Source organism: uncultured Tateyamaria sp. (assembly GCF_947503705.1).
In the GTDB taxonomy this organism is placed as follows: Bacteria; Pseudomonadota; Alphaproteobacteria; order Rhodobacterales; family Rhodobacteraceae; genus Tateyamaria.
The window spans coordinates 87,654-101,649 of sequence record NZ_CANNES010000007.1 but is presented as its reverse complement, the minus strand read 5'-3'; the positions used below and the strand labels follow the sequence as shown (position 1 = coordinate 101,649).

Annotated in this window: 10 protein-coding genes; 9 read left to right on the top strand and 1 reads right to left on the bottom strand. The window is 59.9% G+C overall.

The window, feature by feature from the left end; all coding sequences use genetic code 11:
- Positions 1-59: 59 nt before the first annotated feature.
- The 9 genes from Q1A44_RS15615 (at position 60) to Q1A44_RS15575 (ending at position 13,097) form a co-directional block, all read left to right on the top strand.
- Entirely contained in the window at positions 60-3,473 is a 3,414-nt protein-coding gene (locus Q1A44_RS15615) for a DUF3971 domain-containing protein (RefSeq protein WP_299627147.1), read from the top strand.
- 21 nt (positions 3,474-3,494) lie between these two features.
- Complete coding sequence (queA, locus tag Q1A44_RS15610; protein ID WP_299627145.1) at positions 3,495-4,565, top strand: tRNA preQ1(34) S-adenosylmethionine ribosyltransferase-isomerase QueA; 1,071 nt, start codon at positions 3,495-3,497, stop codon at positions 4,563-4,565.
- A 77-nt stretch (positions 4,566-4,642) separates the two neighbouring features.
- Positions 4,643-5,911 carry an MFS transporter gene (locus tag Q1A44_RS15605; protein ID WP_299627143.1) on the top strand — a complete coding sequence of 423 codons (1,269 nt, stop codon included), beginning with the start codon at positions 4,643-4,645 and terminating at the stop codon, positions 5,909-5,911.
- Positions 5,912-6,002: 91 nt separating this feature from the next.
- Complete coding sequence (locus Q1A44_RS15600) at positions 6,003-6,584, top strand: DUF924 family protein (protein ID WP_299627370.1); 582 nt, start codon at positions 6,003-6,005, stop codon at positions 6,582-6,584.
- Positions 6,585-6,720: 136 nt separating this feature from the next.
- Entirely contained in the window at positions 6,721-8,118 is a 1,398-nt protein-coding gene (lpdA, locus tag Q1A44_RS15595) for a dihydrolipoyl dehydrogenase (protein ID WP_299627141.1), read from the top strand.
- Positions 8,119-8,242: 124 nt separating this feature from the next.
- The gene (locus Q1A44_RS15590) at positions 8,243-8,596 is read left to right on the top strand and encodes a hypothetical protein (protein ID WP_299627139.1); all 354 of its coding nucleotides are present in this window, start codon (positions 8,243-8,245) and stop codon (positions 8,594-8,596) included.
- A gap of 40 nt (positions 8,597-8,636) precedes the next feature.
- Positions 8,637-9,791, top strand: a complete 1,155-nt coding sequence (locus Q1A44_RS15585) for an MFS transporter (RefSeq protein WP_299627137.1) — start codon at positions 8,637-8,639, stop codon at positions 9,789-9,791.
- A gap of 106 nt (positions 9,792-9,897) precedes the next feature.
- Positions 9,898-12,759, top strand: a complete 2,862-nt coding sequence (gene uvrA, locus Q1A44_RS15580; RefSeq protein ID WP_299627136.1) for an excinuclease ABC subunit UvrA — start codon at positions 9,898-9,900, stop codon at positions 12,757-12,759.
- Between the two features lie 95 nt (positions 12,760-12,854).
- Positions 12,855-13,097: a hypothetical protein gene (locus tag Q1A44_RS15575; protein WP_299627134.1), complete on the top strand. Its 243-nt coding sequence runs from the start codon at positions 12,855-12,857 to the stop codon at positions 13,095-13,097.
- Between the two features lie 5 nt (positions 13,098-13,102).
- Here the strand turns inward: Q1A44_RS15575 and mmsB are convergent, their stop codons facing one another.
- Positions 13,103-13,975 (bottom strand): 3-hydroxyisobutyrate dehydrogenase, encoded by an 873-nt coding sequence (mmsB, locus tag Q1A44_RS21905; protein ID WP_366942610.1) that lies wholly within the window; start codon positions 13,973-13,975, stop codon positions 13,103-13,105.
- Positions 13,976-13,996: the final 21 nt, after the last annotated feature.

Sequence of the window (13,996 nt, the reverse complement as noted above, 5' to 3'; positions counted from 1 at the left end):
GTCAGGGGTTGGGAAAGATGTGACTGGCATGATAGGGCTGAAGGAACAAGAATAAAGCCATGAGCAGCGCAGATCCCATAACTTCGTCGCCAAAACCCCGGCGCAAATCCCTGTGGCGTCGCCTCGGGTGGGGCAGCCTGTTGGTGTCTATGACGCTCGTGGGTACGATGGTGCTTGTGGCCTATCTCGCGATTGGTCGTCCGATTGCCGCGCCCGAATGGCTGCGCGACCGGATAGAGGCGCGTGCGGCCCAGGCGCTGGGGGCGGCCCAACTGCGCTTTGACAGCCTCGATTTCATTGTCACCGATGGCATCAAACCCCGCATGCGCATGAGCAACGTGCGCCTTGTCACGGGAACCGGGGCCGAGATCGCCAGTTTCGCCGAGGTGCGCGCGGGCCTGTCCTTGGACGCGCTATTGCGGGGACAGGCGCAGCCAGCAGATATCGCAGTGACCGGCGTGGTGGCCAAGTTGCGCCGCCTTGGTGATGGCTCGGTCGTGTTGTCAGGCGGGCTGGACCTGACCGCGCCCACGCAACAGGCCGCAAGTTTTGCCCAGTTGATCGAACGTATCGATACGGTGCTGTCCTTGCCGGCGTTGTCGGAACTCAAACAAGCCAGCGTACAAGCCCTGACGCTTCAGATCGAGGATGTGCGATCGGCCCGGGCCTGGACGGTGGACGGCGCACGCATTCGCATGAACCGCGACGGCGACGCGCTACGACTGACCTCTGATCTGGCGCTGCTGAGCGGGGGGCAGGGCGTCGCCACGCTTGAGGCCAATTACAACAGCCAGATCGGCGCAGCAGAGGCCGAGTTCGGGGTAATCGTGCAAGATGTGGCCGCGGGCGACATAGCAGCACTCGCCCCGCCCTTTGCCTGGCTTGACGTGCTGCGCGCCCCGATCTCGGGCGCGATGCGCGGTGGGGTCAATGCTGCCGGAACACTCGAGCCGCTCAATGCCACGCTGACCATTGGCGCAGGCGTGATCCAGCCCAACGACGCGACACGGCCCGTGCCTTTCAACGCGGCCCGCAGCTATTTCAGCTATGACCCGGATGACGCGGTGCTGACCTTTGACGAGCTGTCTGTCGACAGTGCCTGGATCACCGGTCAGATCGACGGACAGGCGTTTCTCGGCGTGACAGAGACGGGCCAATTGCAAGATCTGATCGGCCAGTTTCGCAGCAGTACGCTGACAGCCAATCCCGATGACTTTTACGAAGCACCTATTGCCATCAACGCGGCCGAAATGGATTTTCGGCTGACGCTTGACCCCTTTCGGCTGGATGTCGGGCAGGCGCTGTTTCGTGACCAGGGGCAATCGCTTTTGGCTCAGGGAACGCTCAGTGCTGGGCCCAATGGGTGGAGTTACGGGTTTGACGCTCAAATGGACGGCCTGTTGCCGGATCGCCTTCTTGCGCTGTGGCCCGCGCGTTTTGTGCCCCAGACGCGGGACTGGCTGAGTAAAAACCTGCTGGGCGGGCAATTGCGTGGCCTGGACGTGGTGCTGCGCGATACGCCTGACACCAGAACCAGCGCCTATGTCAGCTTTTCCTACGAGGACGCGCATGTGCGCTATGTGCCCAGCCTGCCGCCGATCACCGGCGCACGGGGCTCGGCCAGCTTGCTCGACAACCGTTTTGTGGTGACGGTCGATGATGGGCAAGTCATCGCACCTCAGGGTGGGATTGTCGAAGTCGGCGGGTCTTCGTTCATCATTCCGGACGTGTCCGTGCGCGACGGGGCACCTTCGGTTGTGCGCATCGAGGCGACGGGCACAGTGACGGCTGCGCTGTCACTGCTTGATCTGCCGCCGCTCAGCGTGATGGACAAGGCCGGTCTCGACCCCGCACTGGCTGATGGCCGTCTTGCAATGGCGGGCAATCTGGCGATCCCGCTCAAGACCGGAGTCAAAACGCGGGACCTGGAGTTCAATGCCACAGGCATCGCGCGAGATGTGGTCAGCACGACGCTGCTTGAAGGCCGCAGGTTGGCAGCGAGCCGCCTGGACGTGACGGCTGACAATGAGGGTGTGCAGGTGGGTGGCCCTGGCACGCTGGATGGGGTTCCATTCGACGCGACGTGGTCGCAACCGATCGGCGAAACACCACAAGGGGGCCGTGTCACAGGCGCGCTTGAGCTGTCGGAGCGGACGATTGACGCATTCAATATCGGCTTGCCCGCAGGCATGGTCACCGGACAAGGCAATGGTGATATTCAGATCGAGTTGCCTGTGGGCGGCGCACCGCCGCGGTTCGCGCTTAACACAAATCTGCGTGGTTTGACGTTGGTAGCCGCCCCATTGGGTTGGCGCAAAGGGGCGGGCGTGCCCGGCGTGCTGACGGTTGAGGGTGTGTTGGGCGATGCACCACGCGTGGACCGCCTCGTGCTGGATGCGCCCGGATTGCAGGCGACGGGCTCGGTCGCGCTGCGCGAGGACGGCGGGCTGGAGCGGGCACGTTTCGACAATGTGCGTGTGGGCGGTTGGATGAACGGGCCGGTCGACCTTGTCGGGCGCGGTGCAGGCGCGCCGCCGCAAGTGGTGGTGCGGGCAGGCACGCTTGATCTGCGCGAGGCGGATTTTGGCGGCACGTCCAGCCAGGGCGGCGACGGGCAGGGCGGCGGCCCTTTGGACCTGGCATTGGACAGGTTGGTCATCACCGACAGCATCACGCTGACCGACCTCAAGGGAGATTTCAACATGGCGCGCGGCCTTGATGGCGCGTTCACTGCGCGGGTCAATGGCGGCACGCCAGTGCGCGGTCAGGTGCTTCCCCAAAACGGACGCAGCGCCATTCGCATCACCTCGGATGATGCAGGCGGCGTAGCGGCCTCTGCCGGGTTGTTGAAACAGGCGCGGGGCGGGTCCTTGTCACTGACCTTGTTGCCCGTTGGATCGGCGTCTTTTGACGGCACGCTCAACATTACTGAAACGCGGATTCAAGACGCGCCCGCCATCGCTGCGCTGCTCAATGCCCTCAGCATTGTCGGGCTTCTCGAACAGATGGGCGGCAGCGGTATTCATTTCCGCGAAGTCGAGGCCAGCTTTCGCCTGACACCGTCCACCATGACGCTGACTCAGGCCAGCGCGGTCGGCCCGTCCATGGGGCTGTCGATGGATGGGACCTATGATGTGACCCGTTCGGTTCTGGATATGCGCGGCGTGATCTCTCCGATCTATCTGCTGAACGGGATAGGCAGTATCTTTACCCGCAAGGGCGAGGGGCTGATCGGCTTCAACTACCGGCTGCGCGGCGCGGCCTCGGATCCAAGGGTGAGCGTGAACCCCTTGTCTGCCCTGACCCCCAGCTTTTTTCGCGAGATTTTCCGCGCCCCGGCCCCCGAACTGCCCGACGTGGAGGGTGACGCGACTGCGCCTATCGCACCAGAGGCCTTTGCCCCTGCGCCGACGCCAGAAATCGGTACCGAACAAAGGTCGGAGGAACGCCAACAACGGATTGATGAACGCTGACGCGATCGCTATGGGCACGGCATGAAACTGACCGACTTTGATTTTGACCTGCCCGAACGGCTCATTGCGACACGGCCTGCCAGCCCCCGGTCTTCTGCGCGCCTGTTGGTGGCGCAGGGCGATGCAATCCATGACCATGTGGTCACGGACCTGACCGAGTGGCTGCAGCCCGGCGACCTTTTGGTTCTTAACGACACGCGCGTGATCCCTGCGCGGCTCTTTGGCCACCGGACGCGCGACAGCGGCCAAGGGCCAACCCGGGCCAAAATAGAGGCGACCTTGCTTGAACCGCGCGCGGATGGCACCTGGTCCGCCCTGATCAAACCGTTGAAAAAGCTCAAACCCGGTGAAGTCGTCGTGTTTTCGGACAGGCTCAGCGCGACGCTGCAAGGGGTCGAAGACGGGCAGGGCCATCTGCACTTCAACCTGAGCGGAGACGATTTTGATGCGGCCTTGGCCGAGGCAGGGGCGATGCCCTTGCCACCCTACATTGCGGCGAAACGGCCCGCCGATGCGCGCGATAAGACAGATTACCAAACCGTTTGGGCCAAGAACAGCGGAGCCGTGGCCGCGCCCACCGCATCCTTGCATTTTGACAAGGCTCTTTTGGAAGCCCTCGCGGCGCGTGGTGTGCAGTTCACTCATGTGACGTTGCATGTGGGGGCGGGGACGTTCCTGCCGGTCAAGGTGGATGATGTGACCACCCACAAGATGCACGCCGAATGGGGACAGGTCAGCGCAAAGGCCGCGCAAGATATCGCGGATGCCAGGGCGCGCGGTGCACGGGTCATTCCGGTGGGCACGACAGCCTTGCGGCTGATCGAGACCATGGCCAGGGATGGTGGCATCGCCCCTTGGGAAGGGGATACGGATATTTTTATCTATCCTGGCTTTGATTTTCAGGTGACGGACGGGCTGATGACCAATTTCCATCTGCCGAAATCCACGCTGATGATGCTGGTGTCGGCGCTGATGGGACAAAATCGGGTGCGGCGCATCTACGCCCATGCGGTGGAACAGGAATACCGCTTTTTCTCTTACGGCGACGCGTCGCTTTTGCTGCCGTCGCAGAAATCCGCAAAACCGACATAGCGCGTCGCAACTGCTTGCGACCCTGTTGACGGTCCTGTGGCAACCCGCAATCACACACCCGACAAAAGGCACATATCATGGTTCAGGTACTGACAAGCGCATGGGCGCTGCTTTTGGGGATGTGTCTTTTGATGGTGGGCAACGGGATGCAGGGCACGTTGCTTGGCATTCGCGGCGAAATCGAGGGGTTTTCGACCTTCGAGATGTCCATTGTCATGTCGGCTTATTTCGCGGGGTTCCTGGGGGGCAGTCGCATGGCACCGGGGATGATCCGGCGGGTGGGGCATGTGCGGGTCTTTGCGGCGCTGGCGTCGCTCATCTCGGCTGTGATGATCCTCTATCCGACCTTTGCCGACCCTTGGGTCTGGTCGGCGGGGCGCGTGTTGATCGGATTTTGTTTTTCGGCCGTTTATGTGACGGCGGAAAGCTGGCTGAACGAAGCGGCGGACAATTCGAACCGGGGCAAGGCGCTGTCGCTATACATGATCGTCCAGACGCTGGGCATCGTGATGAGCCAGGCACTGCTTTTGACTGCCGATCCATCGGGTTTTGTCCTTTTTGTCATTCCATCTGTGCTGGTGTCGATTGCGATCACGCCGATCTTGCTGTCGATTAGTCCGACGCCAGCCTTTGAGACGACGAAACCGATGACCTTGCGCCAATTGGCGGGGTTCTCGCCGTTGGGCTGCTTTGGCATGTTGATCCTCGGCGGTGTCTTTTCCGCGCAATTTGGCATGGCGTCGGTCTATGGGGCGCAGGCGGGGTTGAGCATTGCGCAAATTTCGACATTTGTGGCGACGTTCTTTGTCGGGGCGGTCCTGCTGCAATACCCGATCGGTTGGATATCGGACCGGATGGACCGCCGCGTGTTGATCATTATCGTGTCGGCCATCGGAGCCATCGGCTCTGTCATGGGAATGCTTTTCGGGGCCAATTTCACGATGCTGCTGGGGTCTGCCTTTATCGTGGGGGGGATGTCGAACCCTCTTTATTCGCTGCTGATCGCACACACGAACGATTTTCTGGAACATGATGACATGGCCGCTGCCTCCGGTGGGCTGGTGTTCATCAACGGACTGGGCGCAGTGTTTGGCCCGCTCGTTGTCGGCGCCTTGATGGAGAATGTGGGCCCGTCCGGTTTCTACATGTTCACGGCGGCTCTTTTTGTGCTGCTGGTCGGTTATGCAGGCTACCGCGCAACACAGCGCCGGTCGGTGCCAGTCGATGAAACCGGGGCCTACGTGGTCATGTCGCAGGCGTCTACCACGCCTTTGTCCATGGAATATGCGCAGGAATACGCAATTGAAGCCGATCAGGAAGAAGATCCGGACACACGCACCGCGTAATATGTCGCACCTGTCGCATTTCGTGATTGTGCGTGTTCACAAAACGGCTGTAACGATTACGTAACGCCGCATGGGAGCAGGAGAAAACACCATGGTTGGTCCGGACGAGATACTGAGTTTTTGTTTTGATGAGTGCACGCCGGAGCAGTGGTTCACCTCTGACCCGGACTTTGACCAGGCCATACGGGACCGTTTCCTTGATGCTTGGACCCAGGCGAGCGAGGGCAAGTTTGCCCTATGGCTGACCTATCCGAACGGTGTCATGGCTTATGTGATCCTGACCGACCAGTTTCCGCGCAACATGTTCCGTGATGATCCGCGCGCTTTTGCGACGGACCGCGCGGCACTTGCCGCGGCCAAATCCGCGATTGCCAAGGGATGGGACAAACGGCTTGACGAAAACCTGCGCAGCTTCCTTTACCTGCCACTGGAGCATTCCGAGAACTTGTGCGATCAAGAGCGCGCCGTGCGTCTGATACACGAGCGTCTGTATAATCAACAATCGCTACTGCATGCCCGTGCGCACCGCGAAGTGATACGCCAATTTGGCCGCTTTCCGCACCGCAACGCGACCCTAGGGCGCAAGACCACACAGGCCGAACAGGCGCATCTGGATGCCGGTGGCTATGGCAGCGTCGTACGCAGCCTTGAGACGGCTGCCAAAGCCGCCTGATTTCAACCTTTTAGGCAGCAAGAAGCCGCGGCCTTGGCCGTTAGTCGATTTGTCGCGCCAGCCTATCGTTGAGAACTTGTTCAAAATAGTTTAACGGTAAACTAGTTTTGATACAGCAATCCGCGAGGGCTCTGAAATGGCAGCGAAATCTTTTGATGTAGTGGTGATTGGGTCCGGCCCCGGTGGCTATGTGGCCGCGATCCGCGCGGCACAGTTGGGCCTGAGCGTGGCGGTGGTCGAGCGCGAGAACCTCGGCGGCATCTGCCTCAACTGGGGCTGTATCCCGACCAAGGCGATGCTGCGCTCCTCCGAAGTGTTTCACCTGATGCACCGTGCTAAGGAGTTCGGCCTCAAGGCGGATGGGATCGACTATGACCTGGACGCTGTTGTGAAGCGGTCCCGCGCGGTGGCGGGGCAATTGTCGGGCGGCATCGGCCACCTGATGAAAAAGAACAAGATCACCGTAGTGATGGGCGAGGGGACGATCCCCGCCAAAGGCAAAGTGTCGGTCAAAACCGACAAGGGCACCGAGGAATTGACGGCCAAGTCCATCATCCTTGCCACCGGCGCACGTGCCCGCGAATTGCCCGGACTTGAGGCCGATGGTGATCTGGTCTGGACCTACCGCGCGGCGCTGACGCCCAAGCGTATGCCCAAGAAACTGCTGGTCATTGGCTCCGGCGCGATCGGCATCGAGTTTGCAAGTTTTTACAATACGTTGGGCGCTGACACGACGGTCGTCGAGGTCATGGACCGCGTGCTGCCGGTTGAAGACGCCGAAATCAGTGCCTTTGCCAAGAAGGCTTTTGAAAAGCAAGGCATGAAGATCATGCAAAAGGCGATGGTCAAACAGCTTGATCGTGCCAAGGGCAAAGTGACCGCGCATATCGAAGTGGGCGGCAAAGTCGAAAAGCAGGAATTTGACACCGTCATTTCCGCCGTGGGCATCGTCGGCAATACAGAGAACCTCGGCCTCGAAAAACTGGGTGTCAAAATCGACCGAACACATGTGGTGACGGACGAGTACTGCCGCACCGGCGTTGATGGTCTTTATGCGATCGGCGACATTGCGGGTGCACCCTGGCTTGCCCACAAGGCCAGCCACGAGGGCGTCATGGTTGCCGAACTGATCGCGGGCAAAAACGACGTGCACCCGATCAAGCCGAACTCGATTGCGGGCTGTACCTATTGCCATCCACAGGTCGCAAGCGTTGGCCTGACAGAGGCCAAGGCGAAAGAAGCCGGGCACACCGTTAAAGTCGGGAAATTCCCCTTCATCGGCAACGGCAAGGCGATTGCCCTGGGCGAGCCTGAGGGGATGATCAAAACCGTCTTCGACGCCAAGACTGGTGAGTTGCTCGGCGCGCACATGATCGGAGCCGAAGTGACCGAGCTGATCCAAGGCTATGTTGTCGGCCAAGCGCTTGAGACGACCGAAGAAGACCTGATGCATGCGGTGTTCCCGCACCCGACCTTGTCGGAAATGATGCATGAAAGCGTGCTCGACGCCTATGACCGCGTGATCCATATGTAAAGAACGGCTCTTTTCACTGCTCTGAACACAAGATGGACGCTACGCTGCGTCCATCTTTTTTGTTTTGGAGGGTTCGATGAAGGCATTTTTGAGAACGTGGGCCGCCGCAATTTGCGGTTTGTGGATGTGGCAGGCACCTGCGGCGGCGGAAAACCTCTTTGTCGAATATTACGCCTTGATCGCTGATGTTGATCTGGTCAATTCCAGCGGCGCACCCTTGGGCAACACTTGCGCCATCCTGCAACAAGACCGCGCCAATGTGCACCGTTTCAATCTGGGCCACAGCGGCGACAGGCCTGACCCTGTCTTTGGCAACAAAGAGATGCGGGCCCGCCTTGGCACCCTTTGCCGTGCCTCCGGCGGCTTTCCCTTTGTCATGAATACCATTGCTCAATACGGCAGCATCTATGTCTGGGTGCTGATCTATCAAGAGCAAGGACAATTGACGCGCATGGTGGTGCGCAACGGCGCAGGCTAACCACCCTTGCACAGGCGCGCGGCCCGTGGGAAGCAACCGCATGGTCACTCGCACTTCCTTTCCACTGATCCTGTGCCTTTGGGGTGCAGGGCTGGGCGCCGCCGGGCAATATGGCAAGGTCTCGGTCATTTTTGACCGGCTTTCGGCGGTTTATCCGGATGCGGGCACGGCCCTGGGGTTCATCGTGTCACTGGTCGGGCTGGTCGGCATCCTTTTCGGTGTCGTGGCTGGTTTGGTGGTCGCACGCATCCGCTATCGCCGTGCATTGCTCTGGGCGCTGTGGATTGGGGCGGGGGTGTCGCTGGTGCAGGCCCTGTTACCACCGTTGCCCTGGATGCTGCTGACCCGCGTGATCGAGGGAATGTCGCATCTGGCCATTGTTGTCGCCACACCTACCCTGATTGCCCAGCTCAGCGCTGAGCGGCATCGCGGCTTTACCCTGACGCTTTGGGGCACCTTCTTTGGCGTGGCCTTTACGCTGCTGGTGGCCTTGGGTCTGCCTTTGGTTGACGCCTACGGCATACCGGCGCTGTTCATCGCACATGCGATCTGGATGGCGGTTTTCGCGATTATCCTGGGCGCCTGGCTATACCCGCTGGCCGAAGAGGTGCCGGGTCAATTGTCGCTCCGCGGGATTTGGAACGACCACATCGCCATCTACCGTTCGCCGCGGATCGCAGCGCCGGGGGCGGGGTGGCTGTTCTATACCTTCTGCTTCCTGGCAATTCTGACGGTTTTGCCGCCCTATATCGCGCCTGACTGGCGGGCCTGGGTGCTGGGGGCCATGCCGCTCATGTCGATTGTGACCTCCATGACGCTAGGCGTCTTTGCCTTGCGCTATATGTCGGCGGTTTGGGTGGTGCAGGGGGGCTTTGCCTTGTGTATCGCAGCGCTGATCTGGTTGATGATCAAGCCCGGCGATCCGGTGGCCTGTATTGCGCTGGCCGGGGCTTTGGGGCTGGTGCAAGGGGCGAGCTTTGCGGCTGTGCCGCAACTGAACCACACCGCGACACATCAGGCGCAGGCCTATGGCGCGGTCGCGCAAACCGGCAATTTGGGCAACACGCTGGGCACGCCTGTCTTGCTTGCCGTGCTGGGCATTGCGGGCTATCCGGGTTTGGTCTGGACAGCGATTGCCGTTTTTGCCTGCGGCTTTGGCGTACATGCATGGATGGCCGCGCGCAGGGCCTCCTGACACCGCATGGCAGGAAAAGGCATGTTCACGACATGTTCTCTCTTTTTCATTGGCTGTTCTGGCGCACTGGCCTATGTAAGAAACGTTAACGGTTGGGGACTGCCACATGGCCGAGCTTAAGAATATCGAGGTGCGCGGCGCGCGCGAGCATAACCTGAAATCCATTGATGTGGATATCCCGCGCGACCAACTGGTTGTGATCACGGGGCTTTCAGGGTCGGGCAAGTCGTCGCTGGCCTTCGACACGATCTATGCCGAAGGGCAGCGTCGGTATGTCGAATCGCTCAGTGCCTATGCCCGCCAATTCCTGGACATGATGCAAAAGCCGGATGTGGACCACATCTCTGGCCTGTCACCCGCCATCTCGATTGAACAAAAGACAACGTCGAAGAACCCTCGCTCTACCGTCGGCACAGTGACAGAGATTTATGACTATATGCGCCTGCTATATGCGCGCGCTGGCACGCCGTATTCGCCCGCGACCGGAAAGCCCATTGAGGCGCAACAGGTGCAGGACATGGTCGACCGGATCATGACGATGGAGGAAGGTACGCGCGCCTATCTGCTGGCGCCGATTATCCGCGACCGCAAAGGTGAATATCGCAAGGAATTCATCGAGTTGCGCAAACAGGGCTTTCAACGGGTCAAGGTCGATGGCGCCTTTTACGAGTTGGACGATGCGCCGACGCTGGACAAGAAATTTCGCCATGACATTGACGTAGTGGTTGACCGGATCGTGGTCCGTGAGGGGTTGGAAACGCGGTTGGCCGACAGCCTTCGTACCGCACTGGACCTGGCCGACGGAATTGCCGTGCTGGAAACCGCAGCGCCCGAAGGAGAAGACCCGGAACGCTTCACGTTCTCCGAAAAATTCGCCTGTCCCGTCAGTGGCTTCACCATTCCTGAGATCGAGCCACGTCTGTTTTCCTTCAATGCGCCGTTCGGGGCTTGCCCGACCTGTGACGGGTTGGGGCAAGAGCTGTTTTTCGACGAGCGCCTCGTCGTGCCTGACCAGAACCTCAAGATTTACGATGGCGCACTGGCCCCATGGCGCAAGGGAAAATCACCTTATTTCCTGCAAACTATCGAGGCCATCGCCAAGCATTACGAATTTGACAAGAACACCAAATGGAAGGACCTGCCGGAAAAGGTCAAGGAGGTGTTCTTGCGCGGTTCTGGTGATGAGGAAATCCCGTTTCGCTATGATGAAGGCGGGCGCGTGTATCAGGTCACGCGTGTGTTTGAGGGCGTGATCCCCAACATGGAACGCCGCTATCGCGAGACAGATTCGAACTGGATTCGCGAAGAGTTTGAGCGGTACCAGAACAACCGCCCCTGTGGCTCTTGCGGGGGCTATCGTCTTCGTCCGGAGGCTCTGGCGGTCAAGATCGCTGGCCTCCATGCAGGCCAGGTCGTTGAGATGTCGATCCGCGAAGCGTTTGACTGGTGCAACACCGTGCCAGAGCATCTTTCGGTGCAAAAGAACGAAATCGCACGCGCCATTCTTAAGGAGATTCGCGAACGTCTGGGGTTTCTAAATAATGTTGGTTTGGAATACCTTACGCTGTCACGTTCAAGTGGAACATTAAGTGGAGGCGAGAGCCAGCGCATCCGTCTGGCCAGCCAGATCGGCTCAGGCCTGACCGGCGTTCTCTATGTGCTCGACGAGCCCTCTATCGGACTGCACCAGCGCGACAACGATCGCCTGCTTGGCACCCTGAAGAACCTGCGCGATCAGGGGAACACCGTCATCGTGGTCGAACATGATGAGGAAGCGATCCGCGAGGCGGACTACGTCTTTGACATCGGCCCGGGTGCCGGGGTGCATGGCGGTCAAGTGGTCAGCCATGGCACGCCGGATCATGTGGCCAATGATCCCGCCTCGCTGACCGGGCAATACCTGACCGGTGCACGAGAGATTGCAGTGCCGTCCACCCGGCGCAAGGGCAAGAAAAAGGCGATCAAAGTCGTCAAGGCAACGGGAAACAACCTGCAAAACGTGACGGTTGATTTTCCGCTGGGCAAGTTTGTCTGTGTCACGGGTGTGTCAGGTGGGGGCAAGTCCACTCTGACGATCGAGACGCTGTTCAAAACAGCCTCAATGCGCCTGAACGGTGCCCGGCAAACGCCCGCCCCCTGCGAGACGATCAAGGGGCTTGAGCACCTCGACAAGGTCATCGACATTGACCAACGCCCCATCGGGCGCACGCCACGGTCGAACCCCGCGACATATACAGGTGCGTTCACGCCCATTCGTGATTGGTTCGCCGGTCTGCCCGAAGCAAAAGCAAGGGGTTACAAGCCGGGCCGCTTCAGCTTTAACGTCAAGGGCGGGCGCTGTGAGGCCTGCCAGGGCGATGGCGTGATCAAGATCGAGATGCACTTTTTGCCGGATGTCTATGTCGAGTGCGAGACCTGCAAAGGGGCCCGGTACAACCGCGAGACGCTTGAGATTAAGTTCAAGGGCAAAAGCATCGCCGATGTGCTGGATATGACAGTCGAGGACGCGCAAACCTTTTTTCAGGCGGTGCCGAGCATTCGCGAAAAGATGGACGCCCTGATGCGGGTGGGCCTCGGCTATATCAAGGTGGGCCAGCAGGCGACAACCCTATCTGGCGGTGAGGCGCAGCGCGTCAAACTGTCAAAGGAGCTTTCAAAGCGTTCGACGGGTCGCACGCTCTATATCTTGGATGAGCCGACCACTGGTTTGCACTTTGAAGATGTACGTAAGCTATTGGAAGTGCTGCATGAACTAGTGGATCAGGGCAATTCGGTCATCGTGATCGAACACAATCTGGACGTGGTAAAGACCGCGGACCACATCATAGACATTGGCCCTGAAGGTGGCGATGGCGGGGGGCAGGTTGTGGCGACGGGTACGCCTGAACAGGTTGCCGAAGTGGCCGCAAGCCACACGGGGCACTACCTGAAATCCATGTTGAGTGCGCGTAAGGTGGCCGCCGAATAAGGCACATCCTGAAATCCGAGCGTTTTTGTACAGTATGTCGCATCCCAATGGGGCGCGACCATATTACATGTGCTCAAGCCAATGCGGAGAGCACCATGTCGATCACCACTTACCCCTCGCTGTTTGAGCGGATCGTTTTGCGGATACCCGTCCTGGGCCGCATGCTGCGCGAGGTGATGTATGGCGACAAGGACAACATCTACTACTTTCTGTTCACCATATTCACGCTGTGGTTTCTGGCGATTCTGACGTGGGGCTATGCCGCATTCATCGTGCCGATGCTCTTCGTGGTGCCTTCGATGTTCGTCGTCTTGATCCTGATCACCCAAGGGAAATAGGCGGCTTAGCTGCGCCCACGTCGGCTGAACCGTGGCAGCATAGCACTGAAATCCTTGCCTTTTCCGTCTTCGTCTTCGACAAACTGACGATAGAGTTCGAGCGCACGTGCGCCCATCGGCGTGTCCGCATCCACGGCTTCTGCGGCCTGTTGGCTGAGCCCGAGATCCTTGAGCATCAGCTCGGCCGCAAAACCCGGCGCATAGCCATTGTCGGCGGGGCTGTCGGGGCCGACGCCCGGAGCCGGGCAGTAAGCATTCATCGACCAGCTATAGCCAGATGAGGTGCTGGCCACGTCGAACATCTTTTGCCTGTCGAGGCCCAATTTGTCAGCCAAAGCAAAGGCTTCGCAAGTGGCAATCATTGTCGCGCCCAGGATCATGTTGTTGCAGATCTTAGCCGCTTGGCCTGCGCCCGCCTCGCCACAATGCACGGCCTTTTGTCCCATAATGTCAAAAAGGGGCTTCGCTGCTGCAAATGCCGCGTCGGAGCCACCCGCCATGAAGGTCAGCGTGCCCGCAGCCGCCCCCCCAATCCCGCCAGAGACGGGGGCATCGACGCTCAGCAATCCGGCTGCTTTAGCGTCGGTTGCCACGGCACGGGCGCTGTCCACGTCCACGGTGGAACAGTCGATCAGAGTTGCGCCGGTACCCATGGCGGGGATCACTTCGGCCGCGACAGCACGCAAGATTGCGCCATTGGGTAGCATCGTGATCACCACATCCTGACCGGCGGCAGCGGTGACGGCATCGGGGGCCATAGTCACGCCCTCAGCGGTGGTGCCAGCGACGTCATAACCGGTCACGCTATGTCCCGCTTTGGCCAGGTTGGTGGCCATTGGCGCGCCCATGTTCCCCAGCCCGATAAATCCGATCTTCATCCCCGTCTCTCCTAATCTCAG

What these genes read in the sequence shown, in the direction of transcription:
- Q1A44_RS15585 (WP_299627137.1), top strand. Translation starts at nt 8,637, where the DNA reads ATGGTCACTCGCACTTCCTTTCCACTGATCCTGTGCCTTTGGGGTGCA.
- queA (WP_299627145.1), top strand. Translation starts at nt 3,495, where the DNA reads ATGAAACTGACCGACTTTGATTTTGACCTGCCCGAACGGCTCATTGCG.
- mmsB (WP_366942610.1), bottom strand. Translation starts at nt 13,975, where the DNA reads ATGAAGATCGGATTTATCGGGCTGGGGAACATGGGCGCGCCAATGGCC.
- Q1A44_RS15600 (WP_299627370.1), top strand. Translation starts at nt 6,003, where the DNA reads ATGGTTGGTCCGGACGAGATACTGAGTTTTTGTTTTGATGAGTGCACG.
- Q1A44_RS15605 (WP_299627143.1), top strand. Translation starts at nt 4,643, where the DNA reads ATGGTTCAGGTACTGACAAGCGCATGGGCGCTGCTTTTGGGGATGTGT.
- Q1A44_RS15590 (WP_299627139.1), top strand. Translation starts at nt 8,243, where the DNA reads ATGTGGCAGGCACCTGCGGCGGCGGAAAACCTCTTTGTCGAATATTAC.
- lpdA (WP_299627141.1), top strand. Translation starts at nt 6,721, where the DNA reads ATGGCAGCGAAATCTTTTGATGTAGTGGTGATTGGGTCCGGCCCCGGT.
- Q1A44_RS15615 (WP_299627147.1), top strand. Translation starts at nt 60, where the DNA reads ATGAGCAGCGCAGATCCCATAACTTCGTCGCCAAAACCCCGGCGCAAA.
- uvrA (WP_299627136.1), top strand. Translation starts at nt 9,898, where the DNA reads ATGGCCGAGCTTAAGAATATCGAGGTGCGCGGCGCGCGCGAGCATAAC.
- Q1A44_RS15575 (WP_299627134.1), top strand. Translation starts at nt 12,855, where the DNA reads ATGTCGATCACCACTTACCCCTCGCTGTTTGAGCGGATCGTTTTGCGG.